The following is an 18712-nucleotide window of genomic DNA, read 5'->3' as shown; positions in this document are numbered from 1 at the left end:
TCAGCTTTCCAGCAGAGTCTCCAGCGCGCGAATAGTCTCGTCGCACCATTCGATCTGCGTGCGGGCGCCGCGAATACCGAAATCGAGGGGCGCAAGCAGGTAGATCAGCGTCTTGCTCGTCCGCCCAGCGCGGATCGCGTCGTCGTAGCCCGCGCGAAACGCCTCGAACGTGGCCAGCTCGTGCGCGAGCTGGCGCCGGTAGTCCGCAAGGTGCGCAATGCTCACTTCGGGCGCGACGTGGCGGCCGAAGAACAGCTTCAGCAGATATTCGTTGCGGATCCCCGCGCTGGAAACAGGCGCCGCGAGCCAATCCCTCAAGGCGTCCCGACCGGTTTCGGTGATCGCGTACTTGCGGCTCTGGCGACGTCCGCGGCCTTCCGCGCCCACGCATTCCACCAGCCCCTCGGCCTCCAGCTTCTGCAGGATCGGGTATATCTGGCCGAAACTTTCATTCCAGAAATAGCTGGTGCTGCGCCCGATCGCCTTCTTGATGTCGTAGCCCGAGCGCGGCCCGCCCGCAAGGAAGCCGAGCACGGCGAAGGCCGATCGGTTCTTGCCCAGGCGCTGTGCGGCGTTCGTCATCTTTCGGGGCGTCTCCGGTTATTTGACGCAGGTCAAGGTCTTGCCGCGGCGACAAGGCCATGTCAGCCTCAGAACTGTGGCATTCATGCCGACAAAACGGCGGGGACCGGTTATGGAATCACTTACAATCAAGGCCTTCGGCTGGCTGGGCGCAGCGCTCATCGCGATCATCGCAATCGCGCTTTCGGCCGATCAGGGATTTGCGATCCACATGGCGATCGTCGCGGTGGCTGCGCTGCTGGCGCTTGCGGCGACGCTCTCGGGCGCGGACTACACCATCGCTCGCGGCATCCTCAAGGCGCCGGTCGATACCGGCCGGTACGACGACGATCCCGTCCGCTGGGGCGTGATCGCGACGGTGTTCTGGGGCGTGGTCGGCTTCCTCGCCGGTCTCTTCATCGCGCTCCAGCTGGCCTTCCCGGTCCTCAATCTGGGCTTTGAATACACCACGTTCGGCCGGCTGCGGCCGCTGCACACGTCGGCGGTAATCTTCGCGTTCGGCGGCAACGCGCTCATCGCGACGAGCTTCTACGTCGTGCAGCGCACCTGCCGCGCCCGCCTTGCGCTGCCGGGTCTCGCCCGCTTCGTGTTCTGGGGCTACCAGCTCTTCATCGTGCTGGCCGCCACCGGCTACGTACTGGGCATCACCGAGGCGCGTGAATATGCCGAGCCCGAATGGTACGTCGACCTGTGGCTCACCATCGTCTGGGTCGCCTATCTCGCGGTCTTCGTCGGAACGCTCCTGAAACGCCGCGAGCCGCATATCTACGTGGCGAACTGGTTCTACCTGTCGTTCATCCTGACGATCGCGATGCTGCACATCGTCAACAACCTGTCGATGCCGGTCAGCCTGCTCGGTTCCAAGAGCTACAGCGCCTTCGCGGGCGTGCAGGATGCGCTGACCCAGTGGTGGTACGGCCACAATGCCGTCGGCTTCTTCCTCACCGCCGGCTTCCTCGCGATGATGTATTACTTCGTGCCGAAGCAGGCGGAGCGGCCGGTCTATTCCTACCGGCTTTCCATCATCCACTTCTGGTCGCTGATTTTCCTCTACATCTGGGCGGGTCCACACCACCTGCACTACACGGCGCTGCCCGACTGGGCGCAGACGCTGGGCATGGTCTTCTCGATCATGCTGTGGATGCCGAGCTGGGGCGGTATGATCAACGGCCTGATGACGCTGAACGGCGCCTGGGACAAGATCCGCACCGACCCGATTATCCGCATGATGGTGATGGCGCTCGCCTTCTACGGCATGAGCACCTTCGAAGGGCCCATGCTGTCGATCAAGGCGGTGAACAGCCTCTCCCACTACACCGACTGGACCATCGGACACGTTCACTCGGGCGCTTTGGGCTGGAACGGCATGATCACCTTCGCGGCGATCTACTACCTGACGCCGCGCCTGTGGAACCGCCAGCGGCTTTACTCGCTGCGCATGGTGAACTGGCACTTCTGGCTCGCGACGGTGGGCATCGTGCTCTACGCCTCGTCCATGTGGGTCGCCGGCATCATGCAGGGCCTGATGTGGCGCGAATACGGGGAGGACGGCTACCTCGTGTACGCCTTCTCCGAGGTCACCGCGGCGATGCTGCCGATGTACCTGATCCGCGCCGCCGGCGGCGTCCTCTACCTCGCCGGTGCCCTCGTGATGGTCTGGAACGTATGGCTGACCATCGCCGGCAAGCTCCGCGAGGAGAAGCCGATGACCGAAACCCCGCATGACGCCGCAGCGGACCGTCCGCTCGCCCCGCAGCCCGCAGAGTAAGGACGCGCGCAATGGCATCCCGTTTCTTCGATCACAAACGTCTCGAAAAGAACGTCACCCTGCTCGGCGTCGCCGCGCTCGTCGTCGTCGCCATCGGCGGCATCGTCGAGATTGCGCCGCTCTTCTGGATCGACTCCACGATCGAGAAGGTGGAGGGCGTGCGTCCCTACACGCCGCTCGAGCTCGCAGGCCGCAACATCTACATGCGCGAGGGCTGCTACAACTGCCACAGCCAGATGGTGCGCCCGTTCCGCGACGAGGTGGAACGCTACGGCCACTACAGCCTCGCGGCGGAAAGCATGTACGATCATCCGTTCCAGTGGGGCTCCAAGCGCACGGGGCCGGATCTCGCGCGTGTCGGCGGCCGCTATTCGGACGAGTGGCACGTCCAGCACCTCACCGATCCGCGCTCGGTGGTGCCGGAATCGATCATGCCGCCCTATGCGTTCCTTAAGGAGCGCCCGCTGAAGGCCGGCGACATGACGAAGCACCTCACCGCGCTCAGCCGCGTCGGCGTTCCCTACGACGCCGCCGCGATCAAGGCGGCGAACGACGATCTCAAGCTCCAGACGGACGAGTTCGGCGATCTCGAGGTCTTCCAGAAACGCTACCCCAAGGCGCAGGTCCGCGACTTCGACGGCAATCCCAAGCAGATCACCGAGATGGACGCGCTTGTCGCCTATCTCCAGATGCTCGGCACGCTCGTCGACTTCCAGGCCGCTGCACCGCAGGAGCAGCCGCGATGAGCTACGAAACGCTGCGCCATATGGCCGACAGCTGGGGCCTCGTCTTCATGGGCGTGACGTTCCTCGTCCTTGTCGGCTGGACATTCCGCCCGAAGGCGCGGGACGATCACAAGCGCGCCGCCAACATGATTTTCGATCAGGACGACCACAATGGCTGAAAACAAGCGCATCGACGAGCCGACCGGCACCGAAACCGTTGGCCACGAATGGGACGGCATCGAGGAACTCGATACGCCGCTTCCCCGCTGGTGGCTGTGGACCTTCTACATCACGATCGTGTGGGCACTGATCTACACGATCCTGTTCCCGGCCTGGCCGATGGTGGAACGCGCAACGGCGGGCGTGCTCGGCTGGTCGAGCCACGGCGAGCTCGACGCGCAGCTCGCCGCCGCCGACGCGAAGCTGCTGCCGATCCGCGAAGCGATCGGCCGCACGCCGGTGGAGAATATTCCGAATGACCCCGAGCTGCTGCGGGCGGCCGTCGCGGGCGGGCAATCGACCTTCAAGGTCTACTGCGTGCAGTGCCACGGTTCCGGCGCGGCAGGCGCGAAAGGCTATCCGAACCTCAACGACGACGACTGGCTGTGGGGCGGCGACATCAATGCCATCCACTACACGATTGAGCACGGCATCCGGAACCCGGACCATGACGAGACCCGCCTGTCGATGATGCCCGCGTTCGGACGCGACGGCATCCTGACGCCCGCGCAGATCGACAACGTCGTCAGCTACGTTCAGCTTATCTCCGGGCAGGGCAAGGCATCGAAGGCGACCGCGCGCGGCGCGCAAATCTATGCCGAGAACTGCGTCAGCTGCCACGGCACCGAAGGCAAGGGCGACCGCACGCAGGGCGCGCCTGACCTCACCGACGGAATCTGGCTCTACGGCAGCGACCGCGACACGCTCGTCGCGACCGTCACCAATAGCCGCCAGGGCGTGATGCCGCGCTGGGGCAATCGCCTCGACCCGGCAACCGTGAAGATGCTCGCCACCTACGTGCATTCACTGGGCGGCGGTGAGGCGCCTGTCGTCACCGCGGCAGCGGACGGAAGCGGCGATGTCACACCCTGAAGAACTGAAGGGCCTCAAGCCCTCGCTCTACGAGGCCCGGAAGGGCGTTTACCCGAAAGCGGTAGACGGCACCTTCCGGCGCCTCAAATGGGCGATCATGGCGATCACGCTCACGATCTATTACGTAACGCCGTGGATCCGCTGGGACCGGGGGCCCTACGCCCCCGATCAGGCCGTGCTCGTCGATCTCGCGCACCGCCGCTTCTACATGTTCTCGATCGAGATTTGGCCGCACGAATTCTACTACGTCGCGGGCCTGCTCATCATGGCCGGCATCGGCCTGTTTCTCGTCACCTCGACGGTCGGCCGCGCATGGTGCGGCTATGCCTGCCCGCAGACCGTGTGGACCGATCTTTTCCTCCACGTCGAACGCTTCATCGACGGCGACCGCAACGCGCAGATTCGCCTGAAGAAGGCGCCGATGGGCGCAACCAAGCTCGGCAAGCGCACCACGAAATACGCGATCTGGCTGGCGATCGCGATGGCGACCGGCGGCGCGTGGATCTTCTATTTCGCTGACGCCCCGACGCTGCTGCGTGAACTCTTCACCGGCGAAGCGCCGTTCGTCGCCTATGCGACCGTCGGCGTCCTTACAGCCACCACCTTCATCTTCGGCGGCTTCATGCGCGAGCAGGTGTGCATCTACATGTGCCCGTGGCCGCGCATCCAGACCGCGCTGATGGACGAGAAATCACTCACCGTCACCTACAAGGACTGGCGCGGCGAGCCGCGCACGCATGGCATCAAGAAAGCGCAGGCCGAGATTGCCGATTTCGACAAGGTCGGTGATTGCATCGATTGCGACCAGTGCGTTGCCGTGTGCCCCACCGGCATCGACATCCGCGAAGGGCCGCAGATCGGTTGCATCACCTGCGCGCTCTGCATCGATGCGTGCGACAAGGTCATGACGCAGATCGGCCGGCCGCGCGGCCTCATCGACTATGTGACCGAGGAAAGCGCCGAACTTGAAAAGACGGGGCAGCCTCCGAAGCCCGTGATCCGCACGCTGCTCCGGCCGCGCACGATCGCCTATTTCATGCTGTGGGGCAGCATCGGCCTTGCCATGCTGTTCGTGCTCGGCCAACGCACGCGCATCGACATCAGCGCGCTGCAGGACCGTAACCCGCAGTTCGTCCGCCTCTCCGACGGCCACATCCGCAACAGCTACACGGTGAAGGTCCGCAACATGGAAAACCGCCCGCGCGCGGTCGAGATCGGCATCGAGGGCCTGCCCGATGCCATCATGTGGACCGCCGAAGGCACACGCGATACCGGTGGCCGTACCGTGACGATCGAAACACCGGCGGACGCCGTCGCCAAGACCCGCATCTTCGTGGCCACGCCCGCCGACGGCGAACCGCGCCAGGAAATCTTCTTCACCGTGCGCGGCCTCGACGCAACGGGTGGCACCGACCGCGACAACGTGTATTTCGATCGGGAGAGCGCCAAATGACCCGCCGTTTCACCGGGCGCCACATGCTGATCGTGATGGTCGCCTTCTTCGGCACCGTGATCGCGGTGAACGTGACGATGGCGATGTTCGCGACGCGCACTTTCGGTGGCACGGTCGTCGATAACTCCTATGTCGCCAGCCAGAAGTTCAACGGCTGGCTCAAGGAAGCGCGCGATCAGGACGCACTCGGCTGGTCGCTGGGGCTGACGCTGGGCGAAGACCGCCGTCCGATGATCGCGGCCGCCGCAGGCGAGACCCCGCTCGCCGGCGCCGTCGTCACCGCAACCGCGAAGCACCCCGTGGGCCGCTCACCCGATATCGCGCTCACCTTCATGGAAGTGGCACCCGGGCAATTCCGTGCGATGCAACCGCTCCCCGCCGGGCGCTGGAACATCCACATGGAAGCCGCGCGCGATGGCGCCGTGCTGCGCCGGATCGCCGGCCTTTCATGAAACACGACATGCCCGTTCCGGCCGCCGGTGCAGCGATGCAGATGAAGACCTCGGTCTTCGCGGTGCCGGGGATGCGCTGCGCGGGCTGCATCTCGAAGCTGGAAAAGGGACTTTCGGGCGTCGAGGGCATTGCCGCGGCGCGGGTCAATTTCGGCGCGAAGCGCGTCACGCTCACGCACGATCCGGCGTTCGACGAACCGGCGCTCAAAGCCGTGATCGGCAAGGTCGGCTTCGATGCCGAGCCGCTGCCCAACGATCTCGTCGAAAACACCGATGGCGAAAGCCGCATGTTGCTGCGCGCGATGGCGGTCGCGGGCTTTGCAGCGATGAACATCATGCTGCTGTCGGTTTCGGTGTGGTCGGGCGCCGAAGGGCCGACGCGCGACATGTTCCACTGGCTGTCGGCGTTGATCGCGATCCCCACGATCGCCTATTCGGGACGCCCCTTCTTCCGCTCGGCACTCGGCGCACTTCGGCGGGGCCGGACCAACATGGACGTGCCGATCTCGATCGGCGTTCTGCTCGCCACCGGCCTCAGCCTGTTCGAAACCGCCATCAGCGGCCCGCACGCCTATTTCGACGGCGCGGTGATGCTGCTGTTCTTCCTGCTGACCGGCCGCTGGCTCGACAGCGTGATGCGCGACCGCGCGCGCGGCGGCGTCACTCAGCTTCTCCGCCAGACGGCGCGCGGCGCCTATGTGATCGGCGAGGACGGACGCGAGCGTTGGTGCGAGGCACGCGCGCTCGCGCCCGGAATGCGGATGCACGTCGCCGCCGGCGAACGCCTCGCCGCCGACGGCATCATTGAAGATGGCACCAGCGCGTTCGACCTCTCGCTGCTCACCGGCGAAAGCGCCCCGCAACCCCGCGCTCCCGGCGACACCGTACTCGCGGGCACACTCAATCTCGGCGCGCCGGTCGTGGTGCGTGCGAGCGCCGTCGGCGCCGACACCGCCATCGCAGACATCGCGCGGCTGATGGAAAGCGCGGGCCAGTCCAAATCGCGCTACGTTCGCGTCGCGGACCGTGCCGCCCGCTGGTATGCGCCCGCCGTCCACACGCTCGCCGCGCTCTCCTTCGCGGGCTGGATGCTCGCGGGCGCGGGCTGGCATCATTCGCTCGTTATCGCCGTTGCCGTGCTCATCATCACCTGCCCCTGCGCGCTCGGCCTTGCCGTGCCCGCCGCGCAGATCGTGGCATCCGGCTCGCTGATGCGCCGCGGTGTGCTGGTGAAGGACGGCAGCGCGCTCGAACGCCTCTCCGAAGTCACCGCCGCCGCCTTCGACAAGACGGGTACGCTCACGCTCGGCCGCCCGGTGCTGGTCAACCCGGAGGTCGTGCGCGAAACCGACGCGCCCGTTCTGCTGGCGCTCGCTTCGGCAAGTCGCCACCCGCTCGCCGAGGCCGTCCGCAGGCACTTCGAGGGAACCGGCATCGTTCCAGCCATTCTCACCGATGTCACCGAAACGCCGGGCGAAGGCGTCACCGGCCGCTATCGTGGGCATGGCGTCCGGCTGGTTCGCCCTTCGGCCTCCAGCGACACCGGCATGGCGAGCCGTTTCGCCATTGGGACCGGCACGGATGTGCTGCTGCGCTTCGAGGATGCGCTGCGGCCGAATGCACGCAGCACGATCCATGAACTCGCTGCACTCGGCATCGAGTCCTCAATCCTTTCGGGCGACCGTACCGAGGCGGTCGCGAACACGGCAGCGGCGATCGGGATCGGCGCCGTGGCGGCGCTGACACCCGCAGGCAAGCTCGGCCTCGTCCGCGCGATGGCGGCGGAAGGCGACAAGGTCCTGATGGTCGGCGACGGTCTTAATGACGGCCCCGCGCTCGCCGCCGGTCATGTCTCGATGGCACCGGCCTCGGCCAGCGACGTCGGTCAGAGCGCAGCCGATGCCGTGTTCATGGGCGACAGCCTCGCACCCGTCGCCGCCGCGATCCGCGCCGCGCGGCGGACGATGGCAGTGGTTCGGCAGAATTTCGCGCTCGCGATCGGCTACAATGTCATCGCCGTGCCGCTCGCGGTGATGGGGCAGGTCACGCCGCTCATCGCCGCGCTCGCCATGTCAGGGTCGTCGGTCATCGTTATCGCCAATGCACTCAGGCTTCGGAATGCGGCGGAATGAACGGCCTCGTCGTCCTCATTCCAGTCGCGCTCGGGCTCGGGCTTGCCGGACTCGCCGCCTTCTTCTGGTCGGTGCGCTCGGGCCAGTTCGAGGATCTGGACGGTGCCGCTGTGCGCGTACTGCTCGACGACGACGACGAGGAGGAAGCCGAGTGATGCGCGGCCTTGTTCCCATGCTGCTCGCCGCGTTCACGATGGCCGTTCCTGATGCAGCACTCGGCTCGCAGCGGATGATGGAAATCTGCAGCAGCAACGGCCAGCGCAAGGTCATCGTCGTCGAAGGCGATCCCTCAGCGCCGCAGGATACGCCGCATTGCGACCGCAAGGCCTGTCACGCCGCCTGCCAGCGAAAGCTCTTCGGGCAGCGCTGATTGCCGGTGGCACACGGCGGCCCACGACACTATCGTACCTCCGCCGTTCGCATCCATCATGACAGCGAGGTCGAATGCCGGTCGCACGCCTGCTTGCTCTCGTGATCTGCCTCGCCGCCTGTGTGGGCATCGGCATCGAATTCCAGAACCTCCTCGGCAAGGGCCGGTCGCTTGTCGGTGCGACCTGGTCCCTCGCGGGTTATTTCACGATCCTGACCAATGCGATCGTGGCCGTCCTGTTCGGCACGATCGCCGCCGCGGCGGGCCGGACGCAAAGACCACGAACCGTTGCCGGCATCGCCGCCGCGATTGCGCTCGTCGGCGTCGTATTCGCTTTGCTGCTTGAAGGGACACGGCCGCTCGGCGGCTCCGTCGCCGTGTCGGACTTCCTGCTGCACAGGTTCACGCCCGTGGCAGTCCCGCTTTACTGGCTGCTGTTTACGCGCAAGGGCGCGCTGTCGTGGCGCGATCCGCTGCTGTGGGCGCTCTACCCGATCGCCTACCTCGGCTATGCGCTCGCGCGCGGGCTATCAGAGGGACGCTTTGCCTATCCGTTCATCGATGTGGGTGCGATCGGCTGGATGCAGGCTGTGATCAACGCGGCAGCGATCGGCGCAGCCTTCGTTATCGCGGGGCAGATCATGGTTTTCGTCGATAGACTGCTCGCCCGGCGCTGAACGCAAAACAAAACCCCTCCCCGGCGTGATACCGGGAAGGGGTTTTCGCACCTGTCAGGCGGATCAGAAGCGGAAGCCGACGCCTGCACCTACCACGATCGGATCGATGTTGATCTTCACGCGCTGGGTTCCCGCCGCGGTCGTGTCGAGACGCGCGGTGGTATCCATGTCGATGTATTTGACATCGAGGTTCAGGAACATCTTTTCATTGAGATCGATGTCGAGACCCGCCTGCACGGCCCAGCCGAAGCTGTCCTTCAGCCGCACTTTCGTGTCGCCCACCGCCGCTTCAAGCGCGCTGGAAGCCTTGTCGTTGTAGAACATCGTGTAGTTGACGCCCGCACCGACATACGGCCGCACCTTGCCTTCGGGCATGAAGTGATACTGCGCCGTCAGCGTCGGCGGCAGCACCCACGTGGAGGCGAGCTTGCCGATGGTGCCGGTCGTGCCCGTCCTGCCGCTCGCCGTGTGCTTGGTCGTGGCGGCGATCAATTCGAAACCGATATTGTTTGTCGCCATATAGGTGAAATCCACCTCAGGCGCGATGGCGTTATCGAGGCTGACTTTCTCACCCGGGAAGGCGGGCAGAACGCTGCCGCTCTTCTCGTTCGGCGCAACGACAATCCCGCGCAGGCGCACTAGAAAGTCACCCGCCGCGGCGTGAGCCAAATTCGGCGAAATTGTGGCCGCTACGGCAATGCCCATCAGCATGGCGGCCTTGATACGGGTCATCTGAAATACCCTTCAACGTGTTTGACCTCTCGGCGATACGCCCCTTGTGATCCATCACTTTGATCTGCCGCAAACACGGGTGATTTCCAGAACCGATGTGGTTATATTGCGCTACTGAACCGCTGCGCGTCCGGATGGCGGTAAATATCGAAGCATGATGCGATGGCGCGCGCGTAGGGCAGCGCACCGTCCTTCAGCGAAATCGCGTTTTCGCCCACGCTGCAAAGCCCCCGGTCCACGAAAGGCTGCAGGCGATGGCACGTCTCGGCATCCGGCGGATGTCCTTCGAAGGACGCCCAGCCGCCGCACAGGATCGCCTCGATGATCGCGCCGCGCCGCCTGTCGTCTTCGCTGCGGCAAACGCCGAGCGCACCGGTGAGCTTCCCGTCTCCCGCAAGCCCGCGATAACGGCCGACGTTCTTCTCGTTCTGCACGAAACGATCGGGAAAGCTGCTGATCGCGGTGGCGCCGAAGCCAAGCAGAACGTCGCTTTCATCATCGGTGAAGCCCTGGAAATTCCGCCTCAGCCGACCGCTCGACGCTGCGCGCGCCATGCTATCGTCCGGCAGCGCGAAATGATCGAAGCCGATCGGCTGGTATCCAGCGGCGACAAGCATTTCATACCCCCGCTCCGCCATGCGGAAGCGCGCCTCGGCGCCGGGCAGATGCGTGCCGTCGATGCGCCGCTGGCGCGGGATGCGCGAAGGCAAATGCGCATAGCCGAACAGCGCGATTCGATCGGGGGCGAGCCGGATCGCATCCTCCAGCGTCGCGGCGAGATCATCGTCGGTCTGTTCGGGCAGCCCGTACATCAAATCGAAGTTCAGCGAGAGGACACCCGCGCCGCGAAGCGACTCCACGGTACGCTTTATCTCATCCAGCGGCTGCACGCGGCCGATCGCCGCCTGCACGTGCGGCGCGAACGTCTGCACACCCAGGCTGACGCGGTGAAACGGCGCCATTGCGACGATCCGCTCCCATTCGTGTGTGTAGCTGCGCGGATCGAGCTCGATCGCCATATCGGCGTCGAGCGCGCGGAAGGCCAATGTCAGCCGCTCCAGCAGGCGCACGAACGCGATCGGCGGCACCGCATTCGGGCTGCCGCCACCAAACGCGATGCTGCGCACACGGCCGCGCCCCTGAAGTGTCCGCGCCACCGTGTTGATCTCGCGGTCCAGCGCCTGCATGTAGGCGCCGAGTCGCTGGCGATGCCCCGCCGCGCCCGTGTTGCAGCCGCAATACCAGCAAATGGCGTCGCAATAGGGGATATGGAGATAGAGCGAGAGTGCGGTTTCCGCCGCGATTCCTCCAAACCCTTCCGCATGGAAGTCAGCATCCACCGGGCGAAACTCCGCCGCGGTCGGATAGCTCGTATAGCGCGGCACGGCGCTGTTCAGCAGGTCGGGATGATACCTCCACATGGTTCTCGTTTCGCGGCTTTTGCAACAGGCTTCATTGACGCAGGTCAATTGCAGCGGCTGAAGTTGCAGGGCGTGGGCGAAGGCGGAATTGAAATTGTTCATAAAGCCGCGCAGCGCTACACCGCCCGGCATGAGGGAAGACCGACTGACCGAGATCATCGCAGCGCACAGCCACCGCGAAGGCGCGCTGCTGCCGATATTGAACGACGTGCAAGCCGCATTCGGCTGCGTTGACGAGGATGCGATGCGCAGCATTGCTGCAGCACTCAATCTCAGCCGCGCCGAGGTGCACGGCGTCGTCAGCTTCTATCACGACTACAAGGCGAAGGCCGATCCGCGCCCCGTGCTCAAGCTATGCCGCGCCGAAGCCTGCCAGGCGCGCGGTGTCGAGGCGCTGGTCGCGGGCGCTGAAAAGGCCGCAGGAGAGCGCGTGCACGTCGAAACCGTCTATTGCCTCGGGCTCTGCTCGGTTGGCCCGGCCGCGATGGCGAATGGCAGCGTCCATGCCCGTCTTGATGGCAATCGCCTCGCCGCCCTGATCGAGGCGCTTTAGGCCATGCAGATTCGCATTTCCGACGATGCGGCGGCGCTTGCCTGCGGGGCCGATATGGTCGCCGAAGCCTTCGTGAAGGCAGGCCAGACGCCGGAGCGCGTATCGAGCTGGGGGATGCACTGGCTGGAACCGCTCGTCGAGGTGGACGGCATCGGCTACGGCCCGGTGACGCCGGACCGCGTCGACGACATCCTTGCCGGGAAAGCCGACGACCTCCGCATCGGCGCGGTTGCCGAACATCCGTTCATCAAGGGCCAGCAGCGCCTCACCTTCGGGCGCTTCGGCAAGACGCGCCCGCTGAGCCTCGACGACTACGCTGCGACCGGCGGCTGGAAGGGGCTGGAGCGCGCCCGCGCGCTGGGGCCGGACGACACCATCGCCGAAGTGCTCGCCTCAGGCCTTCGCGGGCGCGGCGGCGCGGGGTTCCCGGCGGGCATCAAGTGGCGCACGGTCGCCGACGCGCCAGGCGGGCGCAAGTTCATCGTCTGCAACGCCGACGAAGGCGACAGCGGCACCTTCGCCGACCGCATGGTGATGGAGGGCGACCCCTTCATGCTCATCGAGGGGCTCGCCATCGCGGGCTTCGCCGTGGGCGCGGGCAAGGCCTACGTCTACATCCGCAGCGAGTATCCGCACGCCATCGCGAAGATGGGGGTCGCAGCGACGCTGGCCGCGCCGATCATCGCCCCGTTCGAGGTTGAAATCCGCACCGGCGCGGGCGCCTACGTGTGCGGCGAGGAAACCTCGCTGCTGAACAGCCTTGAAGGCAAGCGCGGCGAGGTCCGCGCCAAGCCGCCACTGCCCGCGCACGAAGGCCTTTTCGGCTGTCCCACGGTCATCAACAACGTGCTGACGCTCGCCGCCGTGCCGTTTGTGCTTGCCGAGGGCGCGAAGGCCTACGCCGACTATGGCATGGGCCGATCGCGCGGCACGATGCCGGTGCAGCTTGCCGGAAACATCAAGCACGCCGGCCTCTATGAAACCGCGTTCGGCATCACGCTCGGCCAACTCGTGAACGAGATCGGCGGCGGCACTGCGAGCGGCCGTCCGGTACGCGCCGTGCAGGTCGGCGGGCCGCTCGGCGCCTATATCCCGCCCCATCAGTTCGACCTGCCGTTCGATTACGAAGCCTTCGCGGCAGCGGACGGCCTGATCGGCCACGGCGGCATCGTGGTGTTCGACGACAGCGTGGACATGGCGCGGCAGGCGCGCTTCGCGATGCAGTTTTGCGCGGTGGAAAGCTGCGGCAAGTGCACGCCCTGCCGGATCGGCGCGGTGCGCGGGGTGGAGACAATCGACCGCATCCTCGCGGGCGGTCGCCGCGCGGACGGGGTCGAAACCCTGCCGCAGATCCACAACGCGCCCCGCCGCGCGCGCAGCACCGAGGACGAGATCGCGCTGCTCCGCGACCTCTGCGAAACCATGAAGTTCGGCTCGCTCTGCGCGCTCGGTGGCTTCACACCCTACCCCGTGCTTTCGGCGCTCAATCACTTCCCGGAGGATTTTGTGGTAGAGTCCGCATCATGACCTACGTTCGCCAGAACGATTTCGGCACGCCCGCAGTGTCCGCCGAAGAGACCGTCACGCTCACCATCGACGGGCGCGACGTGACCGTGCCGCAGGGTACGACCGTGATGCGCGCCGCCGCCGAGATCGGCACCGCGATCCCCAAGCTCTGCGCGAGCGACAACCTCAAGTCGTTCGGCTCCTGTCGGCTCTGCCTGGTCGAGATCAACGGCGCGCGCGGCACGCCCGCCTCGTGCACCACGCCGGTGGCGAGCGGCATGATCGTGCACACCGAAACGCCTCGCCTCCAGAAGCTGCGGCGGGGGGTGATGGAGCTTTACATCTCCGATCACCCGCTCGACTGCCTCACCTGCTCTGCGAACAACGATTGCGAGCTTCAGGATCAGGCCGCCGCCGTGGGCCTGCGCGACGTGCGCTACGGCTATGGAGGCGAGAACCATCTCGCGCTCGATCTCGATACGTCGAACCCCTATTTCGATTTCGACCCTTCGAAGTGCATCGCCTGCTCGCGCTGCGTGCGCGCTTGCGACGAGGTGCAGGGCACGTTCGCGCTGACCATCGAGGGGCGCGGCTTTGAATCGAAGGTCTCGGCGGGTCTCGGCTCGGACGATTTCCTCGGTTCCGAATGCGTCTCGTGCGGTGCCTGCGTGCAAGCCTGCCCGACCGCGACACTGCAGGAAAAATCGGTCAAGGAAATCGGCCTTCCCGACCGCAGCGTCGTCACCACCTGCGCCTATTGCGGCGTCGGCTGCACGTTCCGCGCCGAGATGCGCGGCGAGCAACTCGTCCGCATGGTGCCGTGGAAGGATGGCAAGGCCAATCGCGGCCACAGCTGCGTGAAGGGCCGCTTCGCGTGGGGCTATGCCCAGCACGCCGACCGCATCCTGAAGCCGATGATCCGCGCCTCGATCAACGATCCCTGGCGCGAGGTGGAATGGGACGAAGCCTTCGCCTACGCCGCATCCGAACTGAAGCGTATCGCCGCGAAATACGGGCGAAACGCGCTTGGCGGTATCACCTCGTCGCGCTGCACCAACGAGGAAACCTTCCTCGTCCAGAAGCTGGTCCGCGCCGGCTTCGGCAACAACAACGTGGATACGTGTGCGCGCGTCTGCCACTCGCCCACCGGCTATGGCCTGAAGACCACCTTCGGCACCTCGGCGGGCACGCAGGATTTCGACAGCGTCGAACAGAGCGACGTGATGCTCGTCATCGGCGCCAACCCCACGGACGGCCACCCGGTTTTCGCCAGCCGCATGAAGCAGCGGCTGCGGCAGGGCGCGAAGCTGATCGTAATCGATCCGCGCCGCACCGATCTCGTCCGCTCGCCGCATATCGAGGCGGAGTATCACCTGCCGCTGCGCCCCGGCACCAACGTCGCGGTGCTGACCGCGATGGCGCACACCATCGTCACCGAACGCCTCGCCGACGAGGCGTTCATCCGCGAGCGCTGCGACTGGGATGAGTATCAGGACTGGGCGGCGTTCGTGTCCGACGCGAAGAATTCGCCCGAAACGCTCGCGCCCGTCACGGGCGTAGACCCCGCCGAACTTCGCGCCGCCGCGCGCCTCTATGCGACCGGCGGCAACGCTGCGATCTATTATGGCCTCGGCGTCACCGAGCACAGCCAGGGCTCATCCACCGTCATGGCGATCGCCAACCTCGCGATGGCGACCGGCAACATCGGGCGGCCGGGTGTCGGCGTGAATCCCCTGCGCGGCCAGAACAACGTGCAGGGCGCCTGCGACATGGGCAGCTTCCCGCACGAGCTTTCCGGCTATCGTCACATCTCGGACGCGAGTGCCCGCAAACTCTTCGAGGATGACTGGGGCGTCAGCCTCGATCCCGAACCCGGCCTGCGTATTCCCAACATGCTCGACGCCGCCGTCGACGGCGTGTTCAAGGCGCTCTACGTGCAGGGCGAGGATATCCTCCAGTCGGACCCGGACACGAAACACGTGGCCGCCGGTCTCGCCGCGATGGAATGCGTGATCGTCCACGACCTGTTCCTCAACGAAACCGCAAACTACGCGCACATCTTCCTCCCCGGCTCCACCTTCCTTGAGAAGGACGGCACCTTCACCAACGCCGAGCGCCGCATCCAGCCGGTGCGCAAGGTGATGTCGCCGCTGAACGGCCTGTCGGATTGGGAAGTGACGCAGCGTCTCGCGCAGGCGATGGGGCTCGACTGGAACTACACGCACCCGTCGCAGATCATGGACGAGATCGCGCGCCTGACGCCGAGCTTCGCGGGCGTCAGCTTCGATCGGCTGGACGCGGAAGGCTCGATGCAATGGCCGGTGAACGATGCCGCGCCGAACGGCACGCCGGTGATGCACATCGACGGCTTCGTGCGCGGGCGCGGCAAGTTCGTCGTCACCGATTATGTACCGACCGACGAGAAGACAGGCCCGCGCTTCCCGCTGCTGCTCACCACGGGCCGCATCCTTAGCCACTATAACGTCGGCGCGCAAACGCGGCGCACCGCGAACGTCGCGTGGCACCCCGAAGACCTCCTCGAAATCCATCCCTCCGACGCGGAAAATCGCGGCCTCAAGGACGGCGACTGGGTGAAGCTCGCCAGCCGTTCGGGCGAGACAGCACTGCGCGCGCTGGTGACAGACCGCGTCGCGCCGGGCGTCGTCTACACGACCTTCCACCACCCCGCGACGCAGGCGAACGTCGTCACCACCGATTATTCGGACTGGGCCACCAACTGCCCCGAATACAAGGTCACCGCCGTGCAGATCAGCGCCTCGAACGGTCCTACGGACTGGCAGGAGGATTATTCGCGCCACAGCGACCGCGCCCGCCGCATCGAAGGCATCGCCGCCGAATGAACAGTCTCGAAAAGCTCGTTTACATGGCGAACCAGATCGCGCGGAATCTGGAAACCGAGGGCGAGAAGGCAGCGGACACCGCCGCCGCGCACATCGTCGCCTTCTGGGATCCGCGCATGAAGATCATGATCCTCAGCCATCTCGATGCGGGCGGCGAAGGCCTCTCCCCCGCCGCACGCGCAGCGCTCGGCAAGGTCCGCGCCGCCGCTCATGCCTGACAACAGCGCGCGAGGAGCGCCGTTCACCGAAATCTTTGCGAAGGGCAGCAGCGCCGCGATCACCCGCGAAATTACGGTGGAAGTGCCCGTCGCGCTCGAATTCAACGGCATCGCCTACGCAGTGATGATGGCGACGCCCGCCGACCTCCCCGATTTCGTCACCGGCTTCGCGATCACCGAGCAGCTCGTGCGGCACGCCGACGAGATCGAGGACATCGACATCGCCGAGACCGACAAGGGCTGGATCGTCCGCGCCGTGCTCGCGCCGCGCGCCGCCGCGCCGGTTCTGGAACGCGCGCGCCGCCGCGTTTCCGAAAGCAGCTGCGGTCTCTGCGGCATCGAGAATCTGGAACAGATCGCCCGGCCCCTACCGCGCATCGCCAATCCGCTGGACATCGACCCGCAGGCGATCTTCGCCGCGCTCGGCGCACTCCGCGCACAGCAGCACCTCGGCCGCCGTACCGCCGCCGTCCACGCCGCCGCCTTCTGCGACATCGCCGGCCGCATATTGGAATCGCGCGAGGACGTCGGCCGCCACAATGCGCTCGACAAGCTGATCGGCGCGCTCGCCCGCGCGGGAACCCCGGCAGCGGAAGGTTTCTTCCTGCTCACCGCGCGCTGCAGCTACGAACTCGTCGAGAAAACCGTCGTCGCGGGCGGCCGCGCTCTCGCCACGATCTCGGCGCCGACAACGCTCGCGATCGATCGTGCGAAAGCGGCCGGCCTCGCGCTTCACGTGCTCGCAAGGGAAGATTCACTCTTGCGCGTCATGTAGCGCTCGGGTCTCAGGGGATATGTCGATGGATTCCAGCAACATCTGCACGCTGACACTGTCGTGCGCCGACAAGCCCGGCCTTGTCGCGGCGGTCGCCACGCTGCTCGCCGACAGCGGCGGCAATATCCTTGATGCGCAGCAGTTTAACGACCAGCTCACCGACCGCTTCTTCATGCGCGTGGTGTTCGATCTCGATCCTGCCGTCTCCAGCAAGGATGCCTTCAAGGCGCGCTTCGCCGCACTCGCCGAGGCGCACGCCATGAACTGGCGCGTCCGCGCTGCAGCCGACAAGATGCGCGTGCTGCTGCTCGTCTCGAAGTTCGATCACTGTCTCGGCGATCTTCTCTATCGCACGCGGATCGGCGAGCTGGACATGAATGTCGTCGGCGTCGTCTCCAACCACCCGAAGGAAGCGATATCGCTGAGCCTCAACGGCGACATCCCCTTCCATCATCTTCCGATTACGAAGGACACGAAGGCCAGCCAGGAAGCCGCGATCAAGCGGATCGTGGAGGAGAGCGGCGCTGAACTCATCGTGCTCGCCCGCTACATGCAGATCCTCTCGGACGATCTCGCAGCGTTCCTCGCCGGGCGCTGCATCAACATCCACCACAGCTTCCTGCCCGGCTTCAAAGGGGCCAAGCCCTATCATCAGGCGCATGCACGCGGCGTGAAGATCATCGGCGCGACCGCGCACTACGTCACCGCCGATCTCGACGAAGGCCCGATCATCGCGCAGGACGTCGAGCACATCAGCCACACGGACACGCCCGACGATCTCGTTCGCAAGGGCCGCGACATAGAGCGCCGCGTGCTCGCCCGCGCCGTCCGCTACCATCTGCAGGACCGCGTGCTGCTGAACGGAGCCACCACGGTGGTTTTCCGCGATTAGCCCCGGTGGACTCACCGCCCGAAACTCCATAGCCTCCCGGCCTTCCATCAGCAGGAGCAGGCCATGAAGATCGATCGCAAGGGTTCCGCGCATTGGGAAGGCGGCCTCAAGGATGGCCGCGGCAGCATCTCCACACAGAGCGGCGCACTCGACAAGCGCCCCTACGGCTTCGCGATGCGCTTCGAAGGCGTGCCCGGCACGAACCCTGAAGAGCTGATTGGCGCGGCGCACGCGGGCTGCTTCACAATGGCGCTGTCGCTGATCCTCGGAGAGGCGGAGCTGACGGCTGAGAGCATGGACACGACAGCCACGGTGACGCTCGAAAAGCTGGACAGCGGCTTTACGATCACCGCCGTTCACCTGAAGCTGGAGGCGAAGATCCCCGGCACGGACGACGCGGCGTTTCAGGAGCTTGCCGCCAAGGCCAAGGCGAACTGCCCGGTCTCGAAACTGATGAACGCCGAGATCACGCTCGACGCGGCGCTCGTCTGACTCTTAAAGGG

20 protein-coding genes are annotated in these 18712 nt (G+C 65.8%); 17 read left to right on the top strand and 3 right to left on the bottom strand.

Annotation, left to right across the window (positions count from 1 at the left end; genetic code table 11):
• Positions 1 to 582 (bottom strand): PadR family transcriptional regulator, encoded by a 582-nt coding sequence (locus tag AAC014_RS13695; RefSeq protein WP_339709385.1) that lies wholly within the window; start codon positions 580 to 582, stop codon positions 1 to 3.
• A gap of 112 nt (positions 583 to 694) precedes the next feature.
• On the opposite strand from AAC014_RS13695, the gene ccoN reads away from it, so the two are divergent.
• The 10 genes from ccoN (at position 695) to AAC014_RS13645 (ending at position 9251) form a co-directional block, all read left to right on the top strand.
• The gene (gene ccoN, locus AAC014_RS13690) at positions 695 to 2350 is read left to right on the top strand and encodes a cytochrome-c oxidase, cbb3-type subunit I (protein WP_339709383.1); all 1656 of its coding nucleotides are present in this window, start codon (positions 695 to 697) and stop codon (positions 2348 to 2350) included.
• 11 nt (positions 2351 to 2361) lie between these two features.
• On the top strand, positions 2362 to 3096 hold the full coding sequence (ccoO, locus tag AAC014_RS13685) for a cytochrome-c oxidase, cbb3-type subunit II (protein ID WP_339709381.1): 735 nt from the start codon (positions 2362 to 2364) through the stop codon (positions 3094 to 3096).
• A complete protein-coding gene (locus AAC014_RS13680) occupies positions 3093 to 3254 on the top strand; it encodes a cbb3-type cytochrome c oxidase subunit 3 (protein ID WP_339709379.1) in 162 nt (53 codons plus the stop codon). Before ccoO ends, AAC014_RS13680 begins: the two co-directional genes overlap by 4 nt.
• Positions 3247 to 4167: a cytochrome-c oxidase, cbb3-type subunit III gene (gene ccoP, locus AAC014_RS13675; protein WP_339709377.1), complete on the top strand. Its 921-nt coding sequence runs from the start codon at positions 3247 to 3249 to the stop codon at positions 4165 to 4167. The genes AAC014_RS13680 and ccoP overlap by 8 nt, the downstream gene beginning before the upstream one ends.
• The gene (gene ccoG, locus AAC014_RS13670; protein WP_339709375.1) at positions 4154 to 5620 is read left to right on the top strand and encodes a cytochrome c oxidase accessory protein CcoG; all 1467 of its coding nucleotides are present in this window, start codon (positions 4154 to 4156) and stop codon (positions 5618 to 5620) included. The genes ccoP and ccoG overlap by 14 nt, the downstream gene beginning before the upstream one ends.
• Complete coding sequence (locus AAC014_RS13665; protein ID WP_339709373.1) at positions 5617 to 6072, top strand: FixH family protein; 456 nt, start codon at positions 5617 to 5619, stop codon at positions 6070 to 6072. Before ccoG ends, AAC014_RS13665 begins: the two co-directional genes overlap by 4 nt.
• Positions 6069 to 8204, top strand: coding sequence for a heavy metal translocating P-type ATPase (locus AAC014_RS13660; protein WP_339709371.1), 2136 nt, complete (start codon positions 6069 to 6071; stop codon positions 8202 to 8204). Before AAC014_RS13665 ends, AAC014_RS13660 begins: the two co-directional genes overlap by 4 nt.
• Positions 8201 to 8359, top strand: a complete 159-nt coding sequence (gene ccoS, locus AAC014_RS13655; protein WP_339709369.1) for a cbb3-type cytochrome oxidase assembly protein CcoS — start codon at positions 8201 to 8203, stop codon at positions 8357 to 8359. The genes AAC014_RS13660 and ccoS overlap by 4 nt, the downstream gene beginning before the upstream one ends.
• The gene (locus AAC014_RS13650) at positions 8359 to 8574 is read left to right on the top strand and encodes a hypothetical protein (protein WP_339709367.1); all 216 of its coding nucleotides are present in this window, start codon (positions 8359 to 8361) and stop codon (positions 8572 to 8574) included. Before ccoS ends, AAC014_RS13650 begins: the two co-directional genes overlap by 1 nt.
• Positions 8575 to 8648: 74 nt before the next feature.
• Positions 8649 to 9251, top strand: coding sequence for a Pr6Pr family membrane protein (locus AAC014_RS13645; RefSeq protein WP_339709365.1), 603 nt, complete (start codon positions 8649 to 8651; stop codon positions 9249 to 9251).
• A gap of 63 nt (positions 9252 to 9314) precedes the next feature.
• Here the strand turns inward: AAC014_RS13645 and AAC014_RS13640 are convergent, their stop codons facing one another.
• Together AAC014_RS13640 and AAC014_RS13635 are read right to left on the bottom strand one after the other, a co-directional pair.
• Positions 9315 to 9962 carry an OmpW family outer membrane protein gene (locus AAC014_RS13640; protein ID WP_339709781.1) on the bottom strand — a complete coding sequence of 216 codons (648 nt, stop codon included), beginning with the start codon at positions 9960 to 9962 and terminating at the stop codon, positions 9315 to 9317.
• Positions 9963 to 10084: 122 nt separating this feature from the next.
• Positions 10085 to 11404 carry a radical SAM protein gene (locus AAC014_RS13635; RefSeq protein ID WP_339709363.1) on the bottom strand — a complete coding sequence of 440 codons (1320 nt, stop codon included), beginning with the start codon at positions 11402 to 11404 and terminating at the stop codon, positions 10085 to 10087.
• 130 nt (positions 11405 to 11534) lie between these two features.
• Between AAC014_RS13635 and AAC014_RS13630 the strand changes: the two genes are divergently transcribed.
• The 7 genes from AAC014_RS13630 to AAC014_RS13600 all read left to right on the top strand — a co-directional run bounded on the left by AAC014_RS13630 (position 11535) and on the right by AAC014_RS13600 (position 18701).
• Positions 11535 to 11957 carry an NAD(P)H-dependent oxidoreductase subunit E gene (locus AAC014_RS13630; protein ID WP_339709361.1) on the top strand — a complete coding sequence of 141 codons (423 nt, stop codon included), beginning with the start codon at positions 11535 to 11537 and terminating at the stop codon, positions 11955 to 11957.
• 3 nt (positions 11958 to 11960) lie between these two features.
• Positions 11961 to 13484 (top strand): NADH-ubiquinone oxidoreductase-F iron-sulfur binding region domain-containing protein, encoded by a 1524-nt coding sequence (locus AAC014_RS13625; protein ID WP_339709359.1) that lies wholly within the window; start codon positions 11961 to 11963, stop codon positions 13482 to 13484.
• Positions 13481 to 16324 carry a formate dehydrogenase subunit alpha gene (gene fdhF / locus AAC014_RS13620; protein ID WP_339709357.1) on the top strand — a complete coding sequence of 948 codons (2844 nt, stop codon included), beginning with the start codon at positions 13481 to 13483 and terminating at the stop codon, positions 16322 to 16324. Before AAC014_RS13625 ends, fdhF begins: the two co-directional genes overlap by 4 nt.
• A complete protein-coding gene (locus AAC014_RS13615; RefSeq protein ID WP_339709355.1) occupies positions 16321 to 16542 on the top strand; it encodes a formate dehydrogenase subunit delta in 222 nt (73 codons plus the stop codon). The genes fdhF and AAC014_RS13615 overlap by 4 nt, the downstream gene beginning before the upstream one ends.
• Entirely contained in the window at positions 16535 to 17317 is a 783-nt protein-coding gene (gene fdhD, locus AAC014_RS13610; RefSeq protein ID WP_339709353.1) for a formate dehydrogenase accessory sulfurtransferase FdhD, read from the top strand. The genes AAC014_RS13615 and fdhD overlap by 8 nt, the downstream gene beginning before the upstream one ends.
• Positions 17318 to 17342: 25 nt before the next feature.
• Entirely contained in the window at positions 17343 to 18209 is an 867-nt protein-coding gene (purU, locus tag AAC014_RS13605) for a formyltetrahydrofolate deformylase (RefSeq protein WP_339709351.1), read from the top strand.
• 63 nt (positions 18210 to 18272) lie between these two features.
• On the top strand, positions 18273 to 18701 hold the full coding sequence (locus tag AAC014_RS13600; protein ID WP_121051548.1) for an OsmC family protein: 429 nt from the start codon (positions 18273 to 18275) through the stop codon (positions 18699 to 18701).
• Positions 18702 to 18712 lie beyond the last annotated feature (11 nt).

This window comes from uncultured Sphingosinicella sp. (genome assembly GCF_963974575.1).
Taxonomy (GTDB): domain Bacteria; phylum Pseudomonadota; class Alphaproteobacteria; order Sphingomonadales; family Sphingomonadaceae; genus Sphingosinicella.
Note: the sequence above shows the minus strand (reverse complement) of the source record. Positions and strands in the feature narration are given on the sequence as shown.

Bases quoted from the DNA above. Each gene is read 5' to 3' on its own strand.
- ccoN (WP_339709383.1), top strand. From the start codon at position 695: ATGGAATCACTTACAATCAAGGCCTTCGGCTGGCTGGGCGCAGCGCTC.
- ccoS (WP_339709369.1), top strand. From the start codon at position 8,201: ATGAACGGCCTCGTCGTCCTCATTCCAGTCGCGCTCGGGCTCGGGCTT.
- AAC014_RS13680 (WP_339709379.1), top strand. From the start codon at position 3,093: ATGAGCTACGAAACGCTGCGCCATATGGCCGACAGCTGGGGCCTCGTC.
- AAC014_RS13645 (WP_339709365.1), top strand. From the start codon at position 8,649: ATGCCGGTCGCACGCCTGCTTGCTCTCGTGATCTGCCTCGCCGCCTGT.
- purU (WP_339709351.1), top strand. From the start codon at position 17,343: ATGGATTCCAGCAACATCTGCACGCTGACACTGTCGTGCGCCGACAAG.
- ccoO (WP_339709381.1), top strand. From the start codon at position 2,362: ATGGCATCCCGTTTCTTCGATCACAAACGTCTCGAAAAGAACGTCACC.
- AAC014_RS13695 (WP_339709385.1), bottom strand. From the start codon at position 582: ATGACGAACGCCGCACAGCGCCTGGGCAAGAACCGATCGGCCTTCGCC.
- fdhD (WP_339709353.1), top strand. From the start codon at position 16,535: ATGCCTGACAACAGCGCGCGAGGAGCGCCGTTCACCGAAATCTTTGCG.
- AAC014_RS13660 (WP_339709371.1), top strand. From the start codon at position 6,069: ATGAAACACGACATGCCCGTTCCGGCCGCCGGTGCAGCGATGCAGATG.
- AAC014_RS13650 (WP_339709367.1), top strand. From the start codon at position 8,359: ATGCGCGGCCTTGTTCCCATGCTGCTCGCCGCGTTCACGATGGCCGTT.
- fdhF (WP_339709357.1), top strand. From the start codon at position 13,481: ATGACCTACGTTCGCCAGAACGATTTCGGCACGCCCGCAGTGTCCGCC.
- ccoG (WP_339709375.1), top strand. From the start codon at position 4,154: ATGTCACACCCTGAAGAACTGAAGGGCCTCAAGCCCTCGCTCTACGAG.
- AAC014_RS13635 (WP_339709363.1), bottom strand. From the start codon at position 11,404: ATGTGGAGGTATCATCCCGACCTGCTGAACAGCGCCGTGCCGCGCTAT.
- ccoP (WP_339709377.1), top strand. From the start codon at position 3,247: ATGGCTGAAAACAAGCGCATCGACGAGCCGACCGGCACCGAAACCGTT.
- AAC014_RS13625 (WP_339709359.1), top strand. From the start codon at position 11,961: ATGCAGATTCGCATTTCCGACGATGCGGCGGCGCTTGCCTGCGGGGCC.
- AAC014_RS13630 (WP_339709361.1), top strand. From the start codon at position 11,535: ATGAGGGAAGACCGACTGACCGAGATCATCGCAGCGCACAGCCACCGC.
- AAC014_RS13640 (WP_339709781.1), bottom strand. From the start codon at position 9,962: ATGCTGATGGGCATTGCCGTAGCGGCCACAATTTCGCCGAATTTGGCT.
- AAC014_RS13665 (WP_339709373.1), top strand. From the start codon at position 5,617: ATGACCCGCCGTTTCACCGGGCGCCACATGCTGATCGTGATGGTCGCC.
- AAC014_RS13600 (WP_121051548.1), top strand. From the start codon at position 18,273: ATGAAGATCGATCGCAAGGGTTCCGCGCATTGGGAAGGCGGCCTCAAG.
- AAC014_RS13615 (WP_339709355.1), top strand. From the start codon at position 16,321: ATGAACAGTCTCGAAAAGCTCGTTTACATGGCGAACCAGATCGCGCGG.